Annotated in this window: 20 protein-coding genes; 11 read left to right on the forward strand and 9 right to left on the reverse strand. The window is 66.1% G+C overall.

Features of this window, described 5'->3' with window-relative positions; genetic code table 11:
• Positions 1–43: 43 nt before the first annotated feature.
• The 3 genes from aqpZ to CBP34_RS00295 all read right to left on the reverse strand — a co-directional run bounded on the left by aqpZ (position 44) and on the right by CBP34_RS00295 (position 2,794).
• Positions 44–733, reverse strand: coding sequence for an aquaporin Z (gene aqpZ / locus CBP34_RS00285; RefSeq protein WP_094096951.1), 690 nt, complete (start codon positions 731–733; stop codon positions 44–46).
• Between the two features lie 143 nt (positions 734–876).
• Entirely contained in the window at positions 877–2,301 is a 1,425-nt protein-coding gene (locus CBP34_RS00290) for an FAD-binding oxidoreductase (RefSeq protein ID WP_094096952.1), read from the reverse strand.
• Between the two features lie 133 nt (positions 2,302–2,434).
• Entirely contained in the window at positions 2,435–2,794 is a 360-nt protein-coding gene (locus CBP34_RS00295) for an EF-hand domain-containing protein (protein WP_094096953.1), read from the reverse strand.
• A 189-nt stretch (positions 2,795–2,983) separates the two neighbouring features.
• On the opposite strand from CBP34_RS00295, the gene CBP34_RS00300 reads away from it, so the two are divergent.
• Entirely contained in the window at positions 2,984–3,550 is a 567-nt protein-coding gene (locus CBP34_RS00300) for a cob(I)yrinic acid a,c-diamide adenosyltransferase (RefSeq protein ID WP_094096954.1), read from the forward strand.
• A gap of 34 nt (positions 3,551–3,584) precedes the next feature.
• Here the strand turns inward: CBP34_RS00300 and CBP34_RS00305 are convergent, their stop codons facing one another.
• The 3 genes from CBP34_RS00305 to CBP34_RS00315 form a co-directional block, all read right to left on the reverse strand.
• Positions 3,585–4,007, reverse strand: coding sequence for a hotdog fold thioesterase (locus tag CBP34_RS00305; protein ID WP_094096955.1), 423 nt, complete (start codon positions 4,005–4,007; stop codon positions 3,585–3,587).
• Positions 4,008–4,100: 93 nt separating this feature from the next.
• Complete coding sequence (locus tag CBP34_RS00310; RefSeq protein ID WP_094096956.1) at positions 4,101–5,618, reverse strand: acetyl-CoA hydrolase/transferase family protein; 1,518 nt, start codon at positions 5,616–5,618, stop codon at positions 4,101–4,103.
• Positions 5,619–5,738: 120 nt separating this feature from the next.
• Positions 5,739–7,025: a solute carrier family 23 protein gene (locus CBP34_RS00315; protein ID WP_094096957.1), complete on the reverse strand. Its 1,287-nt coding sequence runs from the start codon at positions 7,023–7,025 to the stop codon at positions 5,739–5,741.
• 156 nt (positions 7,026–7,181) lie between these two features.
• On the opposite strand from CBP34_RS00315, the gene CBP34_RS00320 reads away from it, so the two are divergent.
• The gene (locus CBP34_RS00320) at positions 7,182–9,245 is read left to right on the forward strand and encodes an acetoacetate--CoA ligase (RefSeq protein ID WP_094096958.1); all 2,064 of its coding nucleotides are present in this window, start codon (positions 7,182–7,184) and stop codon (positions 9,243–9,245) included.
• Between the two features lie 49 nt (positions 9,246–9,294).
• On the opposite strand, the gene CBP34_RS00325 is transcribed toward CBP34_RS00320, so the two are convergent.
• On the reverse strand, positions 9,295–10,230 hold the full coding sequence (locus CBP34_RS00325) for a LysR family transcriptional regulator (RefSeq protein WP_094096959.1): 936 nt from the start codon (positions 10,228–10,230) through the stop codon (positions 9,295–9,297).
• A 130-nt stretch (positions 10,231–10,360) separates the two neighbouring features.
• Between CBP34_RS00325 and CBP34_RS00330 the strand changes: the two genes are divergently transcribed.
• From CBP34_RS00330 to pssA, 9 genes are all read left to right on the forward strand, one after another.
• Complete coding sequence (locus tag CBP34_RS00330; protein WP_208616355.1) at positions 10,361–11,347, forward strand: Bug family tripartite tricarboxylate transporter substrate binding protein; 987 nt, start codon at positions 10,361–10,363, stop codon at positions 11,345–11,347.
• The gene (locus CBP34_RS00335; RefSeq protein WP_094096961.1) at positions 11,344–12,591 is read left to right on the forward strand and encodes a CaiB/BaiF CoA transferase family protein; all 1,248 of its coding nucleotides are present in this window, start codon (positions 11,344–11,346) and stop codon (positions 12,589–12,591) included. Before CBP34_RS00330 ends, CBP34_RS00335 begins: the two co-directional genes overlap by 4 nt.
• Positions 12,588–13,745, forward strand: coding sequence for an acyl-CoA dehydrogenase family protein (locus tag CBP34_RS00340; protein ID WP_094096962.1), 1,158 nt, complete (start codon positions 12,588–12,590; stop codon positions 13,743–13,745). Before CBP34_RS00335 ends, CBP34_RS00340 begins: the two co-directional genes overlap by 4 nt.
• 165 nt (positions 13,746–13,910) lie before the next feature.
• Positions 13,911–14,936, forward strand: a complete 1,026-nt coding sequence (locus CBP34_RS00345) for an acyl-CoA dehydrogenase family protein (RefSeq protein WP_094098985.1) — start codon at positions 13,911–13,913, stop codon at positions 14,934–14,936.
• A gap of 108 nt (positions 14,937–15,044) precedes the next feature.
• Complete coding sequence (locus tag CBP34_RS00350; RefSeq protein WP_094096963.1) at positions 15,045–15,833, forward strand: crotonase/enoyl-CoA hydratase family protein; 789 nt, start codon at positions 15,045–15,047, stop codon at positions 15,831–15,833.
• Between the two features lie 55 nt (positions 15,834–15,888).
• Entirely contained in the window at positions 15,889–17,079 is a 1,191-nt protein-coding gene (locus CBP34_RS00355) for a CaiB/BaiF CoA transferase family protein (RefSeq protein WP_094096964.1), read from the forward strand.
• A 14-nt stretch (positions 17,080–17,093) separates the two neighbouring features.
• On the forward strand, positions 17,094–17,609 hold the full coding sequence (locus CBP34_RS00360; RefSeq protein ID WP_236748474.1) for a MaoC family dehydratase: 516 nt from the start codon (positions 17,094–17,096) through the stop codon (positions 17,607–17,609).
• A 95-nt stretch (positions 17,610–17,704) separates the two neighbouring features.
• Entirely contained in the window at positions 17,705–18,685 is a 981-nt protein-coding gene (locus CBP34_RS00365; protein ID WP_418134729.1) for a Bug family tripartite tricarboxylate transporter substrate binding protein, read from the forward strand.
• Between the two features lie 241 nt (positions 18,686–18,926).
• Entirely contained in the window at positions 18,927–19,556 is a 630-nt protein-coding gene (gene pssA / locus CBP34_RS00370) for a CDP-diacylglycerol--serine O-phosphatidyltransferase (protein WP_086926174.1), read from the forward strand.
• A gap of 124 nt (positions 19,557–19,680) precedes the next feature.
• On the opposite strand, the gene CBP34_RS00375 is transcribed toward pssA, so the two are convergent.
• Both CBP34_RS00375 and CBP34_RS00380 read right to left on the reverse strand, forming a co-directional pair.
• On the reverse strand, positions 19,681–21,399 hold the full coding sequence (locus CBP34_RS00375; RefSeq protein WP_094096965.1) for a putative bifunctional diguanylate cyclase/phosphodiesterase: 1,719 nt from the start codon (positions 21,397–21,399) through the stop codon (positions 19,681–19,683).
• 1 nt (position 21,400) lies between these two features.
• The gene (locus CBP34_RS00380; protein WP_094096966.1) at positions 21,401–22,951 is read right to left on the reverse strand and encodes a methyl-accepting chemotaxis protein; all 1,551 of its coding nucleotides are present in this window, start codon (positions 22,949–22,951) and stop codon (positions 21,401–21,403) included.
• Positions 22,952–23,140 lie beyond the last annotated feature (189 nt).

Genomic DNA, 23,140 nt, shown 5'->3' on the forward strand with positions numbered 1-23,140 from the left:
GCAATGGCTGCGGAATCTTCGAAAGAGGCGATCGCCCGGGGTTTCAGCTTTGCTCGCTGGCGATGGCCCGATAGGTCACGGCGCCCAGCAGTGCCCCCACGATCGGCGCCACCCAGAACAGCCACAGCTGCGCTACCGCCCAGCCGCCGACAAAAACGGCCACGCCGGTGCTGCGTGCCGGGTTGACCGAGGTGTTGGTCACCGGAATGCTGATGAGGTGAATGAGCGTGAGTGCAAGACCGATGGCGATGGGGGCGAATCCGGCCGGGGCCCGCCTGTCGGTGGCGCCCAGGATGACCAGCAGGAAGAACATGGTCATGACGACTTCTGTCACCAGTGCGGCGACCAACGAATATCCGCCCGGAGAGTGTTCGCCATAGCCGTTGGAGGCGAATCCCTTTGCCACATCAAACCCCGGTGCCCCGCTGGCTATCACGTACAGGACCGCACCCGCAGCGATGCCGCCAAGGACCTGCGCCACGATGTAGGGCAGAAGTTGGTTCGCCGGAAAACGGCCGCCCGCCCAGAGCCCAATGGACACCGCGGGGTTGAGATGGCAGCCCGATATGTGGCCAATGGCGAAGGCCATGGTGAGCACGGTGAGGCCGAAGGCCAGCGACACGCCATGCAGACCGATGCCGACGCCCGGGAACGCTGCGGCCAGAACCGCACTGCCGCAACCCCCCAGAACAAGCCAGAACGTACCCAAAAACTCTGCGCCATATTGCTTCATGATGGACTCCTTCGTTGATGAATGGATCACTTCCTTGGCGGGTCGAACGGACGAGATCGTTCGAGGCGCGGTGGTGATTTTCAGGTCAAAAAGGGCCCATGTCCAATAGACAAAAGCGTTATTAGCTATCTAAATGATAGCGTTCAAAGCGCAAAGATCTTCCCCGGATTCAGGATGTTCTTCGGGTCCAGCGCCCGCTTGATGGCGCGCATCATGTCCACCGCGCCCACGCCCGTTTCGTCGAGCAAAAAGCCCATCTTGTGCAGGCCCACGCCGTGCTCGCCGGTGCAGGTGCCGCCCATGCTGAGCGCGCGCGCCACCAGCTTGTGGTTCAGGTCTTCGGCGGTAATGCGCTCTTGCGGGATGCTGGGGTCGAGCAGGTAGCCGAAGTGGAAGTTGCCGTCGCCCACATGGCCGACGAGAAAGTAGGGGATGCCGCTGGCTTCGGCTTCGTCCACCGATTCGAGCAGGCAGTCGGCCAGGCGGCTGATGGGCACGCAGGTGTCGGTGCTGATGGCCTTGCAGCCCGGGCGGCTTTGCACGGCGGCAAACAGCGCGTTGTGCCGCGCGGTCCACAGGCGCGTGCGTTCTTCGGGCGTGCTGGCCCATTCAAAAGCGTTGCCGCCCCATTCCGCGGCGATCTCCTGCACGGTTTCGGCCTGTTCTTTCACGCTGGCGGGCGAGCCGTGGAACTCCATCAGCAGCATGGGTTCTTCGCGCAGGCTGAGTTTGCTGTGCGCGTTGACCATGCGCACGCTGTGGCGGTCGATCAGCTCCACGCGCGCAATCGGCACACCGAGCTGGATGGTCTGGATGGTGGTGCGCACGGCGGCTTCGATGCTCGGAAACGAGCAGATCGCGGCACTCACCGCCTCGGGCAACGGGTACAGGCGCACCGTCACTTCGGTGATCACGCCCAGCGTGCCTTCGCTGCCCACCATCAGGCGCGTGAGGTCGTAGCCGGCCGCGCTTTTGCGGGCGCGCGTGCCGGTGCGAATCACTTCTCCGCTGGCGGTGACCACCTCGAGCGCCAGCACGTTCTCGCGCATGGTGCCGTAGCGCACGGCGTTGGTGCCGCTGGCGCGCGTGGCGCTCATGCCGCCAATGCTGGCGTCGGCGCCGGGGTCAATGGGGAAGAACAGGCCCGTGTCCTTGATGGCTTCGTTAAGCGCCTTGCGCGTGATGCCGGGCTGCACCGTCACGGTGAGGTCGTCGGCGTTGATGCTGAGCACGCGGTTCATGCGGCCCACGTCGATGCTGATGCCGCCCTGCACGGCCAGCAGGTGGCCTTCGAGCGACGAGCCGGCGCCGTAGGGAATCACCGGCACTTCGTACTGGCTGGCGAGCTTGACCGCATCGGCCACGTCCTGCGTGCTTTCGGCAAACACGACGGCCGAGGGCGGCGGGGCCTGCAGCGACCCTTCATCGCGCCCATGCTGTTCGCGCACGGCCTGGGCCAGCGAGCATTGCGCGCCGAACCGGCTTTGCAGCGCCGCGATCAGTGCTTGCGGCACATCGCGCAGATGGATTTCGGGCAGCAGGTGCGAGGCGGCGGTGGGTGCGTTCATGGGCGGTCTCCGGGTAGCGCAAAAGAATACCACCGGGCACCCGCCAATGCGCCGCGATGGGGCGGGTAAGCCTCACCACGGCGCTGCGCTATCAACTGGAGTGGCGGCTATCGCGCCGCCGGCGTATCAACGGTCAGGACTTGGCGCCCTTGTCGAACTCCGTGCGCGACAGGCTGCCGTCACGGTCGGTGTCAAGCTGCTCGAAACGGTTGCCAATGGCTGGCAGTGTGGCGGCTTCATCGGCGCTGAGTTTGCCGTCGGCATTGGCATCGGCGCGGTCAAAGGCTGCGGCGGCCGACGTGCCGGTTGCAGCGGGCGCTGTGGGGTTGGGAGAAGACGTAGCGGGTCCGTAGGAGGGTCCCCCTTGTGCCTTGGGCGCTGCGGCCGGTGCGGTCTGGGCCTGCAGGGCAGCGGCGCCGCCCAGCGAGAGTGCTGTGAACAGCATTACGCTGCGGGCGTCGAAGGCAAAGGTGCGGCGTTGAATGGCTTTCATGGGATGAAGAGCTCCGTCAAAGTTGAACAGGGTTTCATTGCACCGCAGCACGCCGGGCGTGGCCAGCAGTTTTGCCTGCTGTTGCCCCAGCCAACATTTGCCAGCCTGGTGTAAGAGCCTGTTTACGATCCCTGCACAATCGTAAACAGGCTCTCATGGACAATGTGCGCCGCAGTACAAGGAGCACACATGGGCAACCGACTCACACAGATCGCCACGCGCACGGGCGACGATGGCACCACCGGCCTGGGCGACAACACGCGCGTGTCCAAGGACAGCCCGCGCCCGCATGCCATGGGCGATGTGGACGAACTCAATTCGCACCTGGGGCTGCTGCTGTGCGAGCCGATGCCGCAGGATGTGCGCGAGCTGCTGATCGATGTGCAGCACCAGCTTTTCAATCTCGGGGGCGAGCTGTCGATTCCGGGCTTCGAGCTGCTCAAGGACGAGGCCCTGCTGCAACTGGACGAGGCGCTGGCGCACTACAACGCGGCGCTGCCACGCCTGCAGGAATTCATCTTGCCCGCTGGCACGCGCGCCGCCGCCCAGGCCCATGTGTGCCGCACCGTGGCACGCCGCGCCGAGCGCGCCGTGGTGGCGCTGGGCAAGCAGGAGGCCATGCGCGAAACCCCGCGCCACTACCTCAACCGGCTGTCTGACCTGCTGTTCGTGCTGTCGCGCGTGCTCAATCGCATGGATGGCGGCGACGACGTGTACTGGAAGAGCGAGCGCCTCGCGCGCGCTGCCACTGAATAGGGTTAACGCGGCAGCGCGCCTGTCAGTCCGCCGCTCAGCGCGGCGCCAGGATGGCCATGGTGATGCGGGATACGCAGGTCAGCTCACCCGCGTCGTTGACCATATCGATCTGCCACACCTGCGTGGTGCGGCCAATGTGCACGGCACGCGCCGTGCCGGTGACCCAGCCGCTGCTGGCTGCGCGGATATGGTTGGCATTGATGTCCAGCCCCACGCCGCGGTGGCCTTCGGGGCAGGCATAAAAGGCGCCGATGGAGCCCAGCGTTTCGGCCAGCACCACGCTCACGCCGCCGTGCAGGATGCCGAAGGGTTGGCGCGTGCGCTCGTCCACCGGAACACGGCCACGCAGAAAATCGTCGCCCAGTTCGGTGATCTCGATGCCCAGGTGCGTGGCGGCGGTGTTGGCGTTGGTCTCGTTGAGCAGAGACAGCGAAATGGGTTTCTTCCAGATGGACATGGAGCTCCTTGATGCGGGGGTGGCGCGGGTGTGATTGCGTAGTGCGAGCGTAAACAAGTTCCAGGGATCTGGCGCCGCCTACCGCCGCCAGGGTCAGGCCGCGTGCATGCTACCGGTTTGGACGAAGCGTTCATGCCACGACAGTGCCTCGCTGAGGATGTGCGGCGTGTGCTGCGGTCCCTGGGCGCGTGCGCGGTCGAAGTAGTCCTGCAGCTGCGGGCGGAAATCGGGGTGCGCGCAGCGGTCGATGATGACCTGCGCGCGCTGGCGCGGCGACAGGCCGCGCAGGTCGGCCAGGCCTTGTTCGGTGACGATGATCTGGGTGTCGTGCTCGGTGTGGTCCACATGCGAGACCATGGGCACGATGCAGCTGATGGAGCCGTTCTTGGCCACCGAGGGCGTCACAAAGAACGACAGGTAGCCGTTGCGCGCAAAGTCGCCCGAGCCGCCGATGCCGTTCATCATGCCCGTGCCCATCAGGTGGGTGGAGTTGATGTTGCCGTAGATGTCGGCCTCGATCATCGAGTTCATGGCGATGATGCCCAGGCGGCGCACCAGCTCGGGGTGGTTGCTGATTTCCTGCGGGCGCAGGATGATGCGCTCGCGGTAGAAGTCGATGTTTTTCTCGAAGTCCTCATAGGCGCCTTTGGACAGCGAGATCGCGGTGGCCGAGGCCTTGCTCATCTTGCCCGCGCGCAGCAGGTCCAGCATGCCGTCCTGCAGCACCTCGGTGAAGCCCAGCAGGTTCTCAAACGGCCCGTGCAGCAGGCCGGCCAGCACGGCGTTGGCCACGTTGCCCACGCCCGACTGGATGGGCAGCATTTCTTTGGGCAGGCGGCCCGCCTTCATTTCGTGCGCGAGGAAGTCGATGATGTAGCTGGCGATTTTGTTGGAGTTGTCGTCGGGTGTGGCAAACACGTTGTCGCGGTCGCCCTTGTGGGTTTCCACCACGGCAATCACTTTGGCCGGGTCCACGCGCAGGTAGGGCTGGCCAATGCGGTCGTCCGCATGGGTCATGTTGATGGGCACGCGGCGCGGCGGAATGGCCGTGCCGTAGTAGATGTCGTGCATGCCTTCCATCTTGGCCGAGGGCTTGGTGTTGACTTCGAGGATCACCTGGTCGGCGATTTCCAGCCAGGTCTTGTTGTTGCCCACGGCGGCGGCGGGAATCAGCAGGCCGTCGGCCGTCACGCCGAGCACCTCGATCACCGCAATGTGCAGGGGGCCCAAAAAGCCAAACCACGCATGCTGCGCGACATGCGACAGATGCATGTCGATGAAGTCGATCTCACCGGCGTTGATGGCCTTGCGCGCGATGGGGTCGGTGTTGAAGGGCAGGCGCTGGCCCAGCGCATGGGCCTCGGCCAGGGCTCCGTCGCATTCGGGGGCGGTCGAGGCGCCTGTCCAGACATTGATCTTGTAGGGTTTGCCGGCGGCGTGCTCGGCCTTGGCGCGGGCCGCGATGGCCTGGGGCAGGGCCTTGGGGTAGCCCGCGCCGGTGAAGCCGCTCATGCCGACGTTGGCACCCGTGGGAATCAGCGCCGCCGCCTCTTCGGCCGACATGACACGTTGAAGAAAGGCAGGGTGGCGTACCCGATCGGCCAGGGACATGGGGGAAAACTCCGCAACGGTGAATGGGCGCCGGCGCGCACTGCGCGCCAGGCAAACCGTTGATTTTAGCCGGGCCGCCCCAGGCACTAAGGGTTTACCCGTGGCGCCGGCCGGGTGCCGTCAGCCCTTGCGGTTGAGCAGCGCGTACAGCAGGATGGCGCCAAACGTGGCGGTGCCGATGCCGCCCAGCGCAAACTGGCCAAACTTCAGCGTGAAGTCGCCCGTGCCCAGGATGAGCGTGATGGCGGCCACGATGAGGTTCTTGTTCTGCGAAAAATCGACCTTGTTGTCCACCCAGATCTTGGCGCCGGCCACGGCGATCAGGCCGAACACCACGATGGACACCCCGCCCATCACCGGCAGCGGAATGGCCTGGATCACGGCACCGAATTTGGGCGAGAAGCCCAGCACGATGGCGATCAGCGCCGCCACCAGGAACACGGCGGTGGAATAGATCTTGGTGGCCGCCATCACGCCGATGTTCTCGGCATACGTGGTCACCCCGGTGCCGCCGGCGCTGCCGCTGACCATGGTGGCAATGCCGTCACCAATGAAGGCGCGGCCCATGTACTGGTCCAGGTTCTTGCCGGTCATGGCTGTGACGGCCTTGATGTGGCCCAGGTTCTCGGCCACCAGAATGATGACCACCGGAGCAATCAGCAGCATGGCCGGCGCGCTGAACACCGGCGCCGAAAAGCCCGGCATGCCCACCCAGGGCGCCGCCAGCACGGCCGACAGGTCGAGCGGCTTGCCCATGCCCAGGCCGTTGGTCAGCACGGCATATATAACGCTGGCCACGACCAGGCCCACCAGAATTAAGAGGCGCTGCACCATGCCGCGCGTGAGCACGGCCACCAGGCCCACGCTGACAAACGTCACCACCTGCATCCAGCTGTCAAAGTTGCTGGCCGCCATGTTCTTGATGGGGATGCCCGCCAGGTTCAGGCCGATTACCGCCACCACCGAGCCCGTGACCACGGGCGGCATGAAGCGCTCGATCCAGCCCGTGCCCACCACCTGCACGATGAAGCCCACCAGCGTATACAACGCGCCGCAGGCGATGATGCCGCCCAGCGCCAGTCCGATGTTGGCGTTGGGCCCCTTGCCGGCATAGGACGTGGCCGCAATCACCACGCCGATGAAGGCAAAGCTCGACCCCAGGTAGCTGGGCACCTTGCCGCCGGTGACCAGAAAGAAGATCAGCGTGCCGATGCCGCTCATCAAAATGGCCAGATTGGGGTCGAACCCCATCAGGATGGGCGCCAGCACCGTGGCGCCAAACATCGCAATCACGTGCTGCACGCCCATCACGGCCGTTTGCGGCCAAGGCAGGCGTTCGTCGGGCGCGATCACGCCGCCCTGCTGCAGCGCGTCGGCGCTTTTCTCCCTCCAGGTCATGAAGCCCATGGATATTTCTCCGTTGTGAATTGATGACGCGCATGGTAGGGGATTTGCGCGCCGTCCCGGCGCTGCTGGGGCGGCGCTTGGGCTGTCACGCCAGCGACTGGGCACGCGGTAAAACCCCGTGGCGCCAAGCGACCAGGGCGTTCTACGCTTGCCGCCATGACTGTTCCCTACGTTCCCCAGATTCGCCTGTATCAGAACTGGCTGCGCGAGCAGCGCGGCTTGCAGTTTGCCGACTACGACGCTCTGTGGCGCTGGTCCGTGACCGACCTCGACGCCTTCTGGCAAAGCATCTGGGACTATTTCGACCTGCAGTCGCCCACGCCGCACAGCGCCGTGCTGGCCAAAAACACCATGCCCGATGCGCAGTGGTTTCCTGGCGCGCAGGTCAACTACGCGCGGCAGGTGCTGCGCCATGCCGATGCGGCCGACGCCGCTGGCCTGCCGGCCATCGTCAGCAGCAACGAAAGGCGCCAGCACCGCGAGCTGCGCTGGCCCGAACTGCGCCGCCAGGTGGCGTCGCTGGCGCTGCACCTCCAGGCCCAGGGCGTGCAGCCCGGCGACCGCGTGGCCGCCTACCTGCCCAACGTGCCCGAGGCCGTGGTCGCCTTTCTGGCCACGGTGAGCATTGGCGGCGTGTGGAGCATCTGCGCCCCCGACATGGGCACGCATGCCGTGCTCGACCGCTTCCGCCAGATCGAGCCCAAGGTGCTGATCGCCGTGGACGGCGTGACCTACGGCGGCCGCGACCACGACCGCCTGGCCGTGCTGGCCGAGCTGCGCGCGGCCCTGCCGAGCGTGCAGCACACGCTGCTGCTGGGTAATCTGGATGCTACTGTTTCAGTAGCTGGTTGCGCTTGCTGGACAAGCGCTACAGCCCAAAATGATGCAGAAACCGCGGCTTTCGAACCGCTGTGGCTGCCGTTCGACCACCCGCTCTGGGTGGTCTATTCGAGTGGCACCACGGGGCTGCCCAAGCCCATCGTGCACGGCCACGGCGGCATGGTGCTGGTGCAGATGCAACTGGGCGCGCTGCACAACGACATTGGCTGCAGCTACGCGCCCAACAGCCTGGGCGAGCGCTACCACTGGTACAGCTCCACCGGCTGGGTGATGTGGAACGCCCAGGTCGGCGGGCTGCTGGCGGGCACCACCTGCGTGATCTTCGACGGCAACCCCGGCGGGAGCAAGGAACACCCCGACTGGGGCCGGCTCTGGCGCTTTGCCGTTGAGACCGGCGTGACCTACTTCGGCGCCGGCGCGGCCTTTTATGCCAACTGCATGAAGGCCGGGCTGGTGCTGAAAGATCTCGGCGACCTCTCGCGCATCCGCGCGCTGGGCACCACCGGCTCGCCTCTCTCGCCCGAAGTCCAGGCCTGGGGCACGGCGCAGTATGAAGCGCTGGGCACGCACGACATCTGGTGGAACAACATATCCGGCGGAACCGATTTTTGCGGCGCCTTCCTCGGCGGCCACCGCGAGCTGCCGCAGGTGCCCGGCGAAATGCAATGCCGCATGCTCGGCGCCGCCGTGCAATCGTGGAACGCCGAGGGCCTGCCGGTGACCGACGCGGTGGGCGAGCTGGTCTGCACGCAGCCGATACCGTCGATGCCGCTCTACCTGTGGGGCGACAAGGACGGCAGTCGCTACCTGTCGAGCTACTTCGACATGTACCCGCCCGGCCATGGCCGCCAGCCCGGCGGCGGCGATGGCCCCGCCAGCATGGGCGCCGTATGGCGCCATGGCGACTGGCTCAAGATCGGCGCCCACGGTGGCTGCATCATCTATGGCCGCAGCGACGCCACCATCAACCGCCACGGCCTGCGCATGGGCACGAGCGAGATCTACAGCGCGGTCGAATCCCTGCCCGAAGTGCTCGACAGCCTGGTGGTCGACCTGGAATACCTGGGCCGCGAGAGCTACATGCCGCTGTTCGTGGTGCTGCGCCCCGGCTACGCGCTGGACGACGCCCTGCGCGCGCGCATCAACGGCGCCGTGCGCACCGCATTGAGCCCACGCTTTGTGCCCGACGACATCTTTGCCGTGGCCGAGGTGCCGCGCACGCTGAGCGGCAAGAAGCAGGAGCTGCCCGTCAAGAAGCTGCTGCTGGGCCAGCCCATCGAGAAGGTGGTCAACAAGGATGCGATGGCCAATCCGGGGTGCCTGGGCTGGTACGTGGACTTTGCCGCGCGCCGTGCGGTGCCGGCCGCTGCCGCCGGCTGAACGCAGCGCCTGCTGCGGGGTGGCGCGCTGGTGTTGCGTGAGCAGGCCGTCAGCTGGCCGGCGGCTGCGCTGTGGGCGACGGCGCTACATCGGGCGCCGTGGAAAAACGCAGGGCGTGCTCGGTGAAACGTTCCACGAGCCGGCTGGTGTTGCCCTGCAGCCGCGCCAGCGCAATGCCCACATGAAACCCCGGCGGCTTGTCGGTCAGTGCCAGGCATTTCACGCCGCGCGGCATCACCAGCCGCGCCACGCCGGCGACCAGCCCCACGCCCAGGCCCGAGGCCACCAGGCTCATGATGGTCTGCACCTGCATGGCCTCCTGGGCCACATGCGGCGTGAAACCTGAGAGCTGGCAGCGCATCAGCGCCAGGGCCGAGAGGCTGGGCACCTTGTCCCGCGGGTACATGATGAAGGGCTCGTGGGCCGCCTCGGACAGCGCGATGGCATCCTGCGCCGCGAGCGGGCTGCGCTCCGAGACGGCGAGGACGAAGTCGTCGCGGTCCATGGGCAGCAGCTCGAACGGTGCCGGGTGCAGCACGGGGTAGCGTACAAAACCCACATCAAAGCGGCGCGAGACCAGACCATCGAGGATCTCGGACGAGGTGGCTTCGGTCAGTTCGAGCTCAATCTTGGGAAAACGCTCGCGCAGCGAGGGAATCAGCTCGGGCAGCAGCGCATAGGTCGCCGAGCCGATGATGCCCATGCGCAGCAGCCCGCCCTGGCCCTGGCGCGCATCCATCACGGCTTGGCGGCATTGCTCGGCGTGGAACAGCGTGAGCCGTGCGTCCGCCAGCATGGCCTCACCCACCGGGGTGAGGACGACGCCCGTGGAGCGGCGCTCGAACAGCGCCTCGCCCATTTCTTCTTCGAGCTTGCGGATGGACACCGACAACGGCGGTTGCGCCATGTGCAGCAGCTCGGCCGCGCGGTGGAAGTTGCCCGTTTCTGCGAGCGTGACGAATTGGCGCAACTGGCGCAGGTTCATGCGATATCCAAACGGTATTGGCTTTTCAATTCTTAATATTAGACGGCACTAGTCCTGCTGGCTAGAGTGCGAGCCAAGGCCCCATGGAGGGCCCGGCAAACCTGCCACCCATTCCAGGAGACAAATTCCGATGCACAAGCGCAGAACCATTCTGGGCGCCCTCGGCGGCGCCACCCTGATTTCGCTGGGCGCCGCCACACTCGCGCCCGTCGCCCAGGCGCAGGCCTTCCCATCGAAGACCATCAAGTTCGTCGTCCCCTTCGGGCCCGGCAGCGGCACCGACACCTCTGCACGCTATTTCGCGCGCAAGCTCCAGGACATCACGGGCCAGTCCGTGGTGGTCGAGAACAAGCCGGGCGCCAACGGGTTCATCGCCGTCAAGCAGGTGCTGACGGCGCCCGCCGACGGCTACACCGTGTTCATCGGCAGCAACTCCACGCTCGCCGTGAATGCCGCGCTGTTCAAGGAGCTGCCCTACGACCCGGTCAAGGATTTCGCACCGTTGACGATGATGATGCGCTCGCCCGCCATGCTCACCGTTACCCCGCAGGCGCCGTACCAGGACCTCAAGGGCTTGCTGGCCTACGCCAGGGCCAACCCCGGCAAGGTCAACTTCGGCGCGGGCTCGGCGGGTTACCAGCTCATGGGTGAGCTGCTCAACGACGCGGCCAAGGTGCAGACCGTGCATGTGCCGTTCAAGGGCGCAGGCGAGACCATGACGGCCGTGGCTTCCGGCACGGTGGACTATGCCTTTGCCGAGGTGACGGCCGTGCAGGAGCTGGCCAAGGGTGGCCGCGTGAAGGTGCTCGCGGTGGCGGCCGACAAGCGCGTGGCCTCGTCGCCCGACGTGCCCACCGCCAGCGAGGCCGGCCTGCCCGGGTTCGAGGCTTACACCTGGGTCGGCGCGATGGTGAGCGCCAAGACGCCTGCGGCCGAAACGGCCAAGCTGGCGGAGCTGTTCACGGCGATCTCTAGAACGGACGAAACCCGCGCCTTCTACGAGCGCATTGGCGCCACGCCCATGACCGGCGGCCCCGCGCAGATGCACGAGTTCCAGAAGAACGAGATCGCGCTGTGGAAGCGCATCGTGCACCAGGCCAAGGTGCCGCAGCAATGAGCGAAAGGGCCGCCATGCCGCCAGGAGCGCTCCAGCATGTGAAGGTGCTGGATCTCTCCCGCGTGCTCGCAGGGCCGTGGGCCGGCCAGACCCTGGGCGACCTGGGCGCCGAGGTGATCAAGGTCGAGCGCCCGGGCTCGGGCGACGACACACGCGCCTGGGGGCCGCCCTATGTGACCGACCCACAGGGCCAGTCCACGGGCGAGTCGGCCTATTACATGTGCGCCAACCGCAACAAGCAGTCGGTGACGGTGGATTTCACGCGGCCCGAGGGCCAGCAGATCGTGCGCCAGCTTGCGGCGCAGTGCGACGTGCTCATCGAGAACTTCAAGACCGGCGGCCTCGCGCAGTACGGGTTGGATTTCGCAGCCTTGAGCGCGCTCAACCCGCGCCTGGTGTATTGCTCGGTCACCGGCTTCGGCCAGGACGGGCCCTATGCGCAGCGCGCAGGCTATGACTTTCTGATCCAGGGCATGGGCGGGCTCATGAGCATCACCGGCCGCGCCGACGGCGAGCCCGGCGGCGGCCCCATGAAGGTGGGGGTGGCGCTCACCAACATCCTCACCGGCCTGTATGCCAGCACGGCCATCCTGGCCGCCCTGCAGGCGCGCGCGCACACGGGCCGGGGCCAGCACATCGATCTGGCGCTGCTCGACGTGGGCGTGGCCTGCCTGGCCAACCAGGGCATGAACTTTCTGTATGGCGACAAGGTGCCGCAGCGCATGGGCAACGCACACCCCAACACCGTGCCCTACCAGGACTTTCCGACCGCCGACGGCCACATGATCCTGGCCATTGGCAACGACGGCCAGTTCGCGCGCTTTTGCCATGCCATCGGCGAGCCGGACTGGGCGCAGGACGAGCGCTTCACGCGCAACGCGGCGCGCCTGGCCCACCGCACCGAGCTGGTGGAGCGCATCCGCGCCGTCACCGCCACGCGCAGCACACGCGACTGGATCGCGCTGCTCGAGCAGCACGCCGTGCCCTGTGGCCCCATCAACACCGTGCGCGACGTGTTCGAAGACCCGCAGGTCAAGGCCCGTGGCCTGCAGATAGCCATGCAGCACCCGCAAGCGGGCAAGGTGCCCCTGGTCGCCAGCCCGATTCGCCTGTCGGACACACCGGTCACCTACCGCTACACCCCCCCGCAGCTGGGCCAGCACACCGACGAGGTGCTGACCCGCCACCTGGGCCTCACGGCCGAGGCGCTGCAAACCTATAGAAACAACGGAGTATTGGGATGAGTACCCTGGATTCACTCACGCTCACGCGCATCCCTGCGCAGGACGAAGCCCTCCGCGCCGAAGTGCGTGCCTTTCTGGCCGAGGCCACCCGCGACATTCCCGCGCACATCCGCGCGCGTTCCTGGAGCGGCTACAGCACCGAGTTCAGCCGCCGGCTGGCCGCCAAGGGCTGGCTTGGCGTCACCCTGCCCCAGGAATATGGCGGCGGCGGGCGCAGCGCCTTCACGCGCTATGTGCTGGTCGAGGAATTCCTCAACTTTGGCGCGCCCGTGGGCTCGCACTGGATCGCCGACCGCCAGAGCGCGCCGCTGATCCTGAAATTCGGCACCGAGGCCCAAAAGCAGTTCTACATACCGCGCGTGTGCCGTGGCGAGGCGTTTTTTTGCATCGGCATGAGCGAGCCCAACTCGGGCTCGGACCTGGCCAGCGTGAAGACGCGCGCCACGCCCAATGACCAGGGCTTTGTGCTCAACGGCCAGAAGATCTGGACCACCAACGCCCACCACTGCCAGTACATGATTGCGCTGGTGCGCACCTCGGGCACCCCCGAAGACCGCCACAAGGGCCTGTCGCAGGTCATCGTGGACCTGTCGCTGCCCGGCGTCACCGTGCGCCCGATTGAAGACCTCTCGGGCGACAGCCATTTCTGCGAGGTGTTCTTCGACAACGTGCAGCTCGGCGCGGACGCCTTAATCGGTGCCGAAGGCCAGGGCTGGGAGCAGGTCACCGCCGAACTCGCCTTCGAGCGCAGCGGGCCCGAACGCCTGTACTCCAGCATCGTGCTGTTCGACCAGTGGCTTCAGTACGTGCGCACGCCCGAGGGCCGCACCGATTCGGCCCGGCAACTGGCGGGCAAGGTGCTCACCCAGCTCGCGCCGCTGCGCGCCATGTCGGTGTCGGTGCAGGAAAAGCTCACCCAGGGCGCCAGCCCCATTGTCGAGGCCGCACTGGTCAAGGAGCTGGGCACCACGCTGGAACAGATGATCCCCGCCGCGATTGCCGAAGACCTGTTTTCGCGCGATGCCGAAGACGTGCCGGTCGAGCTGCTGCAGACGCTCAAGTATGTGACCGAGGCCTCGCCCTCGTTCTCGCTGCGCGGCGGCACGCGCGACATCCTGCGCGGCATGATCGCCCGCGGCCTCGGCTTGCGATGAAACAACACCCCCTGAGCCGCTGCGCGTCTTCCCCCTCTCTCGCTGCGCGGGAGGGGGACGGCGCCCTCGCTGCGGGGCGGCCCTGGCTCGGCGCCCCTGGCTGGGGCGGCGCCCACATCAAGGGCTGCAGCGGCACATACAACGTATTGGACAACTGACATGAGCATGAACAACGACCTGTTTGCCGATGCCGCCCGCGATGTGCTGGCAGACCAGTGCACCCCCCACGTGGTGCGCGCCATTGAAGCGGGTGGCCGCACCGCCGAGGCCACGACGGCCTTGTGGGAACAACTCGAAGCCACCGGCCTGGCCGATGCCCTGCTGAGCGAAGACGACGGCGGCGCCGGCCTGGGGCTGGGCCAGGTGTTCGGCGTGCTGGAGCAATGTGGCGCCCATGCGCTGCCTTTGCCGCTGGGCGAAACCATGGTGGCGCGTGCGCTGCTGGCGCGGGCCGGCGTGGCGCGTCCGGCAGGCAGCATCACGCTGGCACGCGGCGAGCGCCTGGCCGATGGCGGGCTGCGCTGCGCGCTGGTGCGCAGTGGCCAGGTGGCTGGCGCGGTGCTGGTGCAGACGGGCACGGAATGGCGCTTGCTGGGCACTGGGGACGCACAGGGCGCCGCCCAGGCCCTGGCGCTGGATGCCGCACTGACCTGGACAGCCGCGCAGGTGCAGGCTGCCCCCGCAGTCGAAGTCAATGGCGCGCTCGACGCCCGCACCCTGCAGGCCGCCGTGGTGGCCGCACAAATGGCGGGCGCGCTCAGCAGCGTTTTTCAGCGCAGCCTGCAGTACGCCAATGAGCGCCAGCAGTTTGGCCGCCCCATCGGCAAGTTCCAGGCCATCCAGCACCAGCTGGCGGTGATGAGCGAGCACGTGTTTGCCGCGCGCATGGCCGCGCAGCTGGGCTGCAGCGGTGCGGGCGTGTTGCCCGACCGCCTGCGCGTGGCCACGGCCAAGGCGCGTTGCAGCGAGGCGGCGCTGGTGGTGGCCGAGCTGGCGCACGCCATCCACGGCGCGATCGGCTTCACCGAGGAATACGACCTGCAGCTGTTCACACGCCGCCTGCACGCCTGGCGCCAGACCGCAGGCAGCGAAGCCTACTGGTACGGCGTGGCAGGCGAGGCCCTGCTGGACCACCCGGGCATGAGCCTGGACATCGTGCGCCGCATCACCGATGTGGACGCGGTGCTTTGAAAACCATAGCGGCTAGCGCTTGATATGAGTGGGTTTCACGTTGAAATCCATCTGAAATCCTTGTAAATCAAGCGCTGGCAGCTCATTTTTTAATAACGGAGACATCCCATGGCCTTTCTGACCATCGAACGCGACGGTGGCATTCTCACCGCCACCATGAACCAGCCCGAAACGCGCAATGCGCTCACCGGCAACACGGCGGTGCAGGAATTTGTGCAGCTGTGCGATGACGTGCGCAAGGACGCCAGCGTGAAGGTGCTGATCATCACGGGCGCCGGGCCCATCTTCAGCTCGGGCGGCAACGTCAAGGACATGAAGCGCTTCTTTGATGACGCGCTCACGCCCGACCTGATCCGCGAGGAATACCGCCAGGGCATCCAGCAGATTCCCAATGCGCTGGTCCAGCTTGACGTGCCCGTGATCTGCGCCATCAACGGCCCGGCCATCGGCGCGGGGCTGGATCTGACCTGCATGTGCGATATCCGCATCGCCAGCGAGACGGCCACCTTTGCCGAGAGTTTTGTGCGCGTGGGCATCGTGCCCGGTGACGGCGGCGCCTGGCTGCTGCCGCGCGCCGTGGGCATGGCCAAGGCGTCCGAGATGGCGTTCACCGGCGAGGCCATCAGCGCACAGGAAGCGCTGGCCTGCGGCCTGGTGTCGCGCGTGGTGGCTGCCGACCAGTTGCTGCCCACCGCCCGGGCCTTGGCCGCCAAGATCGCCGCCAACCCCGGCGCCGTGATGCGCATGACCAAGCGCCTGCTGCGCGAAGGGCAAAGCGCCTCGCTGGCCTCGCTGCTGGAGATTTCGGCGGGCTACCAGGCCATCGCCCACAAGACGGCCGACCACCGTGAAGCGGTGACCGCCTTCATTGAAAAGCGCACGCCGAAGTTCCAATAAACAGAGATCGCATCGGCCCGGCCCAGCCCACCCACGCGTTCCCGGAGTTCCCACCATGAAGCCGCTGCAAGGCCTGCGCATACTGGACCTGTCCAGCGTGATTTTTGGCCCCCTGGCCAGCCAGATACTGGCCGACTATGGGGCCGAGGTGATCAAGATCGAGCCGCCCGAGGGCGACTCGACACGCCATACCGGCCCCTCGAAAGAGGCGGGCATGGCGGCCATGTTCCTCGGCTCCAACCGCAGCAAAAAAAGCGTGGCGCTGGACCTCAAGCAGGCCGACGCCCAAGAGGCGCTGATTGCCCTGATCGCCACGGCGGATGTGCTGATGCACAGCATGCGGCCGCAAAAGCTGGCGGCCCTGGGCCTTGCGCCCGAGGCGCTGCGCCAGCGTTTCCCGCGCCTGGTGTACGCCAGCCTGGTGGGCTTTTTGCCGGGCCCCTATGCGGGCAAACCGGCCTATGACGACGTGATCCAGGGCATGTCGGGGCTGGCCGACCTGATGGAACGGCAGGGCGGCGAAATGCGCTACCTGCCCACCATTGCCGCCGACAAGACCTGCGCCCATGTGGCCGCGCATGCCATCCTGGCGGCGCTGTGGCAGCGCGAGCGCACGGGCGAAGGCGCGTTTGTGGAAATCCCCATGTTCGAGTCCATGGTGGGCTTCAACCTGGTCGAGCACTACTACGGCCAGCACTTCGAGCCGCCGCTGTCGGCACCCGGCTATCCGCGGGTGCTCGCCCCCTGGCGCCGACCCTATCGCACGGCCGACGGGGCGGTGGCGATGATGCCGTACACCAACCAACACTGGCAGCGCTTCTTCACCGAAGTGGGCGCCCCGGAACTGGCGCGCGATGCGCGTTTTGTCGATATTGCCAGCCGCACGCGGCACATCGCCGAGCTGCTGGAACTCGCGTCGGGCTTTACCGAGCGCCACACCACGGCCCACTGGATCGCGGTGTGCGAGCGGCTGGAGATCCCCGCAGCGCCCGTGGCCCGGTTGCAGGACCTGCCGCAGGACCCGCACCTGGTGGCCACCGAATTCTTTGAAACCATTGCCGACCCGGCCCTCGGGGAGCTGCGCTTTCCGGGCGTGCCGGTGCGTTTTGACGGGCAGCGCGCAGCCATCACCATGCCGCCCCGGCTGGGCGAACACACCCAGGAGCTGCTGGCCCAGGCCGGGCTCAGCGATGCGCAGATCGAGGCCTTGCTGGGCACCCGCGCAGCCATTGCCCCCGCTTCTTGACAAGGACCGTTTCCATGACGAGCCAGAACACCCCTGTGTCCCCCCAACGCCATACCGCCGCTGCGGGCGTTGACCGCACTCTGCCGCGCCTTGGACAAGGTTTTGTGTGGCAGGACCTGAGCGTGGGGCAACGCTTTCGCACCTTCCGGCGCACGGTTACCGAGACGGATCTGGTCAGCTTCATCGGCGTGACCGGCATGCTGGAGGCGATCTTCATCGAAGACGGCTACGAAGGCGGCGCCATGGCCGGGCGGCCCGTGCCGGGGGCGCTGACCTATGCGCTCATCGAGGGCTTCATCCTGCAGACCATGATCCAGGGCACGGGCCTGGCGATGCTGGAGCTGCACCAGAAGATTCTGGCGCCCGTGCGCGTGGGCGACACCATCGAAGCGATGGTGGAGGTGACAGAGATTCGCCCCACTTCCAAGAGCGGCCGCGCCGTCGTGACCTCGCGCATCGACGTCTTCAATCACCAGGGGGTGATGGTGATGACTTACACCGCCACCCGGCTGCTCGCCGGGCGCGCGTGAACCCATTTCCCTTGCTACGACAACTTATTACGACAACCCAGGAGACAAGCACCATGAAGAAGAGCGATTCCCACCCCTCGTTGCGGCCGCAGAAGATGCGACGTTTGTGCCTGGCCCTGCTCAGCAGCGCGGCTGGTGTGGCCGCCTTAGCGCCCATGGGCTTTGCACAGGCGCAACAAAGCTACCCCAACAAGCCGATCACCCTGGTGGTGCCCTTTCCACCGGGTGGGCCCACCGACCAGGTGGCGCGGGTGCTGGCGCAGAAGCTGACCGAGCAGATGGGCCAGTCCGTGGTGGTTGACAACAAGCCCGGGGCCAACGGCAACATCGGCGGCACGCAGGTCGCCAAGGCAGCGGGCGACGGCTACACGGTGCTCTACAACACCTCGTCCATCACCTTGAGCCCCGCGCTCTACAAGAACCTGAGCTACGACGTTCAGAAAGACCTTGCGCCTGTGGCCCTGACCGCCGTGGTGCCGCTGGCCTTGGTGGTGCACCCGAGCATTCCCGCCAACACCGTGCGCGAGTTTGTGGAGTACGCCAGAGCCAACCCGGACAAGCTCTCTTACGGCTCGGCGGGTAATGGCAATGTGACCCACCTGGCAGCTTTCCAGTTCACCAAGAACCTTGGCATCGAGGCCACGCACGTGTCGTATCGGGGCAGCGCCCCGGCAGACGTCGACCTGGTGGCAGGCCAGATCCAGTTCATGACGGACACCATCAACTCGGTCATGCCTTTCGTGAACGACAAGCGCCTGAAGCTGCTGGCGGTCACCACCGCCAAGCGCATGTCCCTTTTCCCCAACGTGCCCACGCTGGCAGAAACCGTGATGCCCGGCTTTGAAGCAGGTGCCTGGCAGGGCGTCATGGTGCCGGCCAAAACCCCCCCGGAGGTGGTGCAGCGCCTGAACGCCGAGATCAACAAGGCATTGCAGAGCGACGAGGTGCGCGCCAAGCTGGCCATCCAAGGCGCCGAGCCCCTGGGTTCTACGCCTGAGGAATATCGCACCTACATCGGCAAGGAACTCCAGCGCTGGGCGGGGGTGGTGAAGTCGACGGGCATCAAGCTCGATTGAGTGGCAAGGGGCAGGGCCAGATACTGCGCCGGCCCTGCATGCAAGGGGCCGTCGCTACGGCCTGCCGGCCGAGAGCCGCCGCCGTGCGCATGAAGCAGGCTCACAACAACCCCATGGGCCGCCAGCGCGCGGCGACCGCAGCCTGAGCATGTAGGACGGCGGCGCGCAACGCCAGGCCGGCAGTCGGTGCGCCGCATAATGGTTTCCCCCGCGCCATGTGCCGCACCCTGGAGACCTGCCCATGCCGACCCCACCCCCAGCGCCCAAGCGCTTTTCGATGATCCGCGAGTTCCACCTGGCGGACTGGTTCACGCTGGGTAACGCGGTCTGCGGCGTGGGTGCCTTGTTCTCGGTGATGTCGTACCTGGAGACCAGCGATGTGCTCCATATTTACTTCGCCTGCGCCCTCGTACTGGCTGCGCTGATCTTTGACGTGTTCGATGGGCGCATCGCCCGCTGGCGCCAGAAAAGCTCGGCCATGGGCCGTGAGCTCGACTCGCTGGCCGACGTGATCTCGTTCGGCGTGGCGCCCGCCATCATTGCCTATGGCTGCGGCATGCAGGGGCTTTATGACCGTATCGTGCTGGCGTACTTTGTGGCCTGCGGCGTCTCGCGCCTGGCGCGCTACAACGTCACGGCCGAAACGCTCTCCGGCGACGACGGCAAGGTGAAATATTTCGAGGGCACGCCTATCCCCACCTCCATCGTGCTCGTGGGGCTGCTGGCCCTGGCCGGCTATTTGGGCGCCGTGCGCGAGCACCTGTGGTTTGGCAAGGTGCTGATTGGCGGCTTCACACTGCACCCGCTGGTGCTGCTGTTTGCGCTGTCGGGCTCGCTGATGATCAGCCGCATCCGTATTCCCAAGCTCTAGGTTCACATTCACAAAGCCCCCCGGAGCATCGGGCGGGCGGCGGTAGTAGCGGTTTTGCTCTTAAAAAGAGAGTGGTTAACGCTTATTTATCAAGCGCTAGCGGTAATTCCGAACCCGATAACTGCTAAGCAAAATAGCGCTGCTCCAATGCGGACGGGCGGGTGGGACCGCCGAGCATGCGAGAAATATCCGCCGCTGGCAGGGCCTTGGCGAACAACCAGCCCTGGTAGCTTTCGCACCCATTGCTGCGCAGGAACGCCAGTTGCGCGGCTTCTTCCACGCCTTCCGCCACCACCGGCAGGCCCAGGGTGTGGGCCATCGCGATCACGGCGCGCACCAGCACGGCATCATGGTCGTTGTGCGTGACCTGGCGGATGAACTCGCGGTCGATCTTCAGGCGCGACACCGGCAGCTGGCGCAGATAAGACAGCGATGAGTAGCCGGTGCCAAAATCGTCCAGCGCAATGCTGAAGCCCAAAGCGCAAAGCCGGTCAAACACCTGGTGCGCCGTCTTGGGGTCGGCCATGGCCTCGGTCTCGGTGATCTCCAGTTCGATCAACTCGGCGCGTGTGCCGTGCAGGTCGAGTAATTGCTGCAGCCTTGTTGGCAGCTGTGCCTGGCGAAATTGCTGTGCTGACAGGTTGACCGAAACGCGCATGGGTGTACCGTTGTCATCCCACTCGGCAGCCTGGCGGCAAGCGGTCTCCAGCACCCAGTCGCCCAGTGGGTGGATCAGGCCGGTGGATACGGCGACGGGAATGAAGCGATCGGGCGCCACGGTCCCCAGTTCGGCATCGTGCCAACGCAGCAGCGCCTCCATGCCCACGATGCTTCCCGTGCTCACATCCACCTGGGGCTGGTAGTGCAGTTCGAGTGCCTGTGTTTCGACGGCGCGCTTGAGCCGTTCGTGCAATTGGCTGCGCTGGCTCAGGGCTTCACTCATTTCGGGCCGGTACACGGCATGCATGCCCCGTCCGTGGGCCTTGGCCGCATACATGGCCATGTCGGCAAAGCGCATCAGCGTGCCCGAGTCCTGTGCATCCTCGGGGAAAGCGGTAATACCGATGCTGGCGCCCAGGCTGACTTCTCCCATCTTGAGCTGGCAGCGCGCCGACAGGCTGCGCTGCAGCTTCTGTGCGACCTGGAGCACATGGTCCATCGATGGCACATCGGGCAGCAGCACCGTGAACTCGTCACCGCCCAGCCGGGCAATCACATCGCCCGCGCGCAAGCCACTGCGCAGCCTGCGCGCCACCTCGATCAGCACCTGGTCGCCTGCAGCATGGCCGTGGGAATCGTTGATGTCCTTGAACTCGTCGAGGTCGAGCAGCAAGAGCGCCATCATCCGGCCACTGCGCCGTGCCCGCTGGATGGCCTGCTCGAAATGCTGCAGGAACATCCACCGGTTCACCAGCCCCGTGAGCCCATCGTGCGTGGCTTGGTAGTGCATGTCTTCCTGCATGCGTTTTACCTCGGTCATGTCGCGCATGTACACCACCGCTGCCGAGCGGTCGTCCATGGTGCAGTGCCCCAGGGCGATGTCGATGGGCACCGACTGGCCGTCCTTGCGCAGCAGTTGCAGCTGACTGACCATGCCCATGGGCCGCGAAACGGGGTGCAGAAAAAAACTCTTCACCAGATGGTTGTGCTTGCTGCGCATGTGCGGGGGCAGGAACACGCTGACCGATTGGCCTGACAGTTCGTCGGGGCTGTAGCCGGTCAGCAGCTCGGTGGCCGGGTTGGCCTTGAGGATGGTGCCGGTGTCATCCACGATCAGGATGCCGTCCGGCGCGGCTTCCAGTGCGGCCAGGGCGAGGGCTTCTTCGTTGGAAGTTTGCTCCATCTCACACCCCTTGCCGGAACACCGACGCGGCCTCGTCAAGGCGCTGGGCCTGCTCGCCCAGCACCTGGCTCAGTTGGGCGTTGTGCTCCACCTGTGCCGCATTGAGTTGGGCCATTTGCTCCAGTTGCACGAGCGACTGGTTGATCTGGGCCACGCCATGCGCCTGCTCCTTACTGGCCAGGCGAATGTTTTCCATCATGGCGGCCACACGCTCAACGACCTGCACGGCTTTGGTCAGCGTGTCGCCGGCCGAGGTCACGGTGCGGTTGCCCGCATCGATCTGCGCGGTCGATGCGTCGATGAGTTGCCTGATTTCTTTGGCGGCGTTCGCACTTTTGATGGACAGCGATCGCACTTCCGACGCCACGACCGCAAAACCCTTGCCATGCTCGCCCGCGCGGGCCGCCTCGACCGCAGCGTTGAGTGCGAGGATGTTGGTCTGAAACGCAATGGAGTCAATCAGGCTGGTGATGTCGGCCACCTTCTGGCTCGATGCCGAGACGCCGCGCATGTTCTCCTGGGCCTGCGCCACGAGGGCGGCACTTTGCGAAGCCACCCGAACCGCCTGCGCCGCCATCTGCGCTGCCTGTGCGGCGGTCTCGCTGTTGCTGCTGATGGTGGTGGCCAGCTGTTCGTTGGCGGCGGCTGTTTCTTCGACGCTGGCAGCGGCCTCGCGGGTGCGCTGGGCCAGTTTTTCATTGCCCTGCTGCAAATCGTCCGCACCGCTGCGCACACGCACCACCTTGCCCTGGATATCGCCCACCAGCGCGACCAGGTTGAGCGATGCCTGCTCTATGCCGCGCATCAAGGTGCCGATCTCGTCGCAGCGGTTCAGGAACAAGGGCTCGGCGCGCTGGCCGCTGGCCACCGCCTGCGCTTGCGCCATGAGCTGTTGCAGCGGCCCGTGTACCGCCGTGCGCAGCCACCAGCCGCTGAACAGCACGGCCAGCGTCCACCCCGCCAGCGCAGGCCATTGCGATGCCGCCTGCGCCCCCATCGACACCATGCCTGCAGCACCCGTTAACCACAAGGCCACAAGCCCCAGGCGCATGCGTGTGGCCAGGGAAACGAAGCGCCAGCGGGTGTACCAGCCCAGCAGGCTCTTGCGCACCACCTGGCCACGCCGCAGGCCGACCTTGCGGCTTCCCGTGCGTATGTCTCGGTAGACCTCTTCGTGCGCGGCCACGCTGTCGCGGTCGGGCCGGGTGCGCACCGACAGGTAGCCGGTCACTTCACCCCGCTGGCGGATGGGCGCGGCGTTGGCCCGCACCCAGTAGTGGTCGCCATCCTTGCGGCGGTTCTTGACCAATGCCGTCCAGGTGCGACCGCTCTGGATGGTGCTCCACATGTCATCAAACGCTGCGGGCGGCATGTCGGGGTGCCGCACCAGGTTGTGGGCCTTGCCATACAGTTCGTCGCGCTCAAAGCCGCTGCAGGCGATGAAAGCGTCGTTGGCATAGGTGATGCGCCCCTTCAGATCGGTGGCAGACAGCAAGGTCTCGTGCTCGCCTACCGGGTACTCACGCTGCGTAACGGGGCCATTGTTTTTCATGGGAGAGAAGCTCGGTGAACATTCTTGGCATCAAGCGAAACCATCGGGCCTTGGCATGGCGCCGCGGCAGCGGCAGCGGCAGTTGAAAAACCATTGTGTGAAGTTGTTACTTCAGGTGATAGAGGGTATCCGACCGGTTTGCCCTGTATCTGAACCTGATGTGATTCATGTCACCGGAAATTGCCTGTT

Source organism: Acidovorax carolinensis (assembly GCF_002157145.1).
GTDB lineage: Bacteria > Pseudomonadota > Gammaproteobacteria > Burkholderiales > Burkholderiaceae_C > Acidovorax > Acidovorax carolinensis.

Excerpts from the sequence above, each read along its gene's own strand:
- CBP34_RS00325 (WP_094096959.1), bottom strand. The coding sequence starts at position 10,230 with ATGAACCTGCGCCAGTTGCGCCAATTCGTCACGCTCGCAGAAACGGGC.
- pssA (WP_086926174.1), top strand. The coding sequence starts at position 18,927 with ATGCCGACCCCACCCCCAGCGCCCAAGCGCTTTTCGATGATCCGCGAG.
- CBP34_RS00335 (WP_094096961.1), top strand. The coding sequence starts at position 11,344 with ATGAGCGAAAGGGCCGCCATGCCGCCAGGAGCGCTCCAGCATGTGAAG.
- CBP34_RS00345 (WP_094098985.1), top strand. The coding sequence starts at position 13,911 with ATGAACAACGACCTGTTTGCCGATGCCGCCCGCGATGTGCTGGCAGAC.
- CBP34_RS00305 (WP_094096955.1), bottom strand. The coding sequence starts at position 4,007 with ATGTCCATCTGGAAGAAACCCATTTCGCTGTCTCTGCTCAACGAGACC.
- CBP34_RS00290 (WP_094096952.1), bottom strand. The coding sequence starts at position 2,301 with ATGAACGCACCCACCGCCGCCTCGCACCTGCTGCCCGAAATCCATCTG.
- CBP34_RS00320 (WP_094096958.1), top strand. The coding sequence starts at position 7,182 with ATGACTGTTCCCTACGTTCCCCAGATTCGCCTGTATCAGAACTGGCTG.
- CBP34_RS00380 (WP_094096966.1), bottom strand. The coding sequence starts at position 22,951 with ATGAAAAACAATGGCCCCGTTACGCAGCGTGAGTACCCGGTAGGCGAG.
- CBP34_RS00350 (WP_094096963.1), top strand. The coding sequence starts at position 15,045 with ATGGCCTTTCTGACCATCGAACGCGACGGTGGCATTCTCACCGCCACC.
- aqpZ (WP_094096951.1), bottom strand. The coding sequence starts at position 733 with ATGAAGCAATATGGCGCAGAGTTTTTGGGTACGTTCTGGCTTGTTCTG.
- CBP34_RS00295 (WP_094096953.1), bottom strand. The coding sequence starts at position 2,794 with ATGAAAGCCATTCAACGCCGCACCTTTGCCTTCGACGCCCGCAGCGTA.
- CBP34_RS00360 (WP_236748474.1), top strand. The coding sequence starts at position 17,094 with ATGACGAGCCAGAACACCCCTGTGTCCCCCCAACGCCATACCGCCGCT.
- CBP34_RS00355 (WP_094096964.1), top strand. The coding sequence starts at position 15,889 with ATGAAGCCGCTGCAAGGCCTGCGCATACTGGACCTGTCCAGCGTGATT.
- CBP34_RS00300 (WP_094096954.1), top strand. The coding sequence starts at position 2,984 with ATGGGCAACCGACTCACACAGATCGCCACGCGCACGGGCGACGATGGC.
- CBP34_RS00315 (WP_094096957.1), bottom strand. The coding sequence starts at position 7,025 with ATGGGCTTCATGACCTGGAGGGAGAAAAGCGCCGACGCGCTGCAGCAG.
- CBP34_RS00375 (WP_094096965.1), bottom strand. The coding sequence starts at position 21,399 with ATGGAGCAAACTTCCAACGAAGAAGCCCTCGCCCTGGCCGCACTGGAA.
- CBP34_RS00365 (WP_418134729.1), top strand. The coding sequence starts at position 17,705 with ATGCGACGTTTGTGCCTGGCCCTGCTCAGCAGCGCGGCTGGTGTGGCC.
- CBP34_RS00330 (WP_208616355.1), top strand. The coding sequence starts at position 10,361 with ATGCACAAGCGCAGAACCATTCTGGGCGCCCTCGGCGGCGCCACCCTG.
- CBP34_RS00340 (WP_094096962.1), top strand. The coding sequence starts at position 12,588 with ATGAGTACCCTGGATTCACTCACGCTCACGCGCATCCCTGCGCAGGAC.
- CBP34_RS00310 (WP_094096956.1), bottom strand. The coding sequence starts at position 5,618 with ATGTCCCTGGCCGATCGGGTACGCCACCCTGCCTTTCTTCAACGTGTC.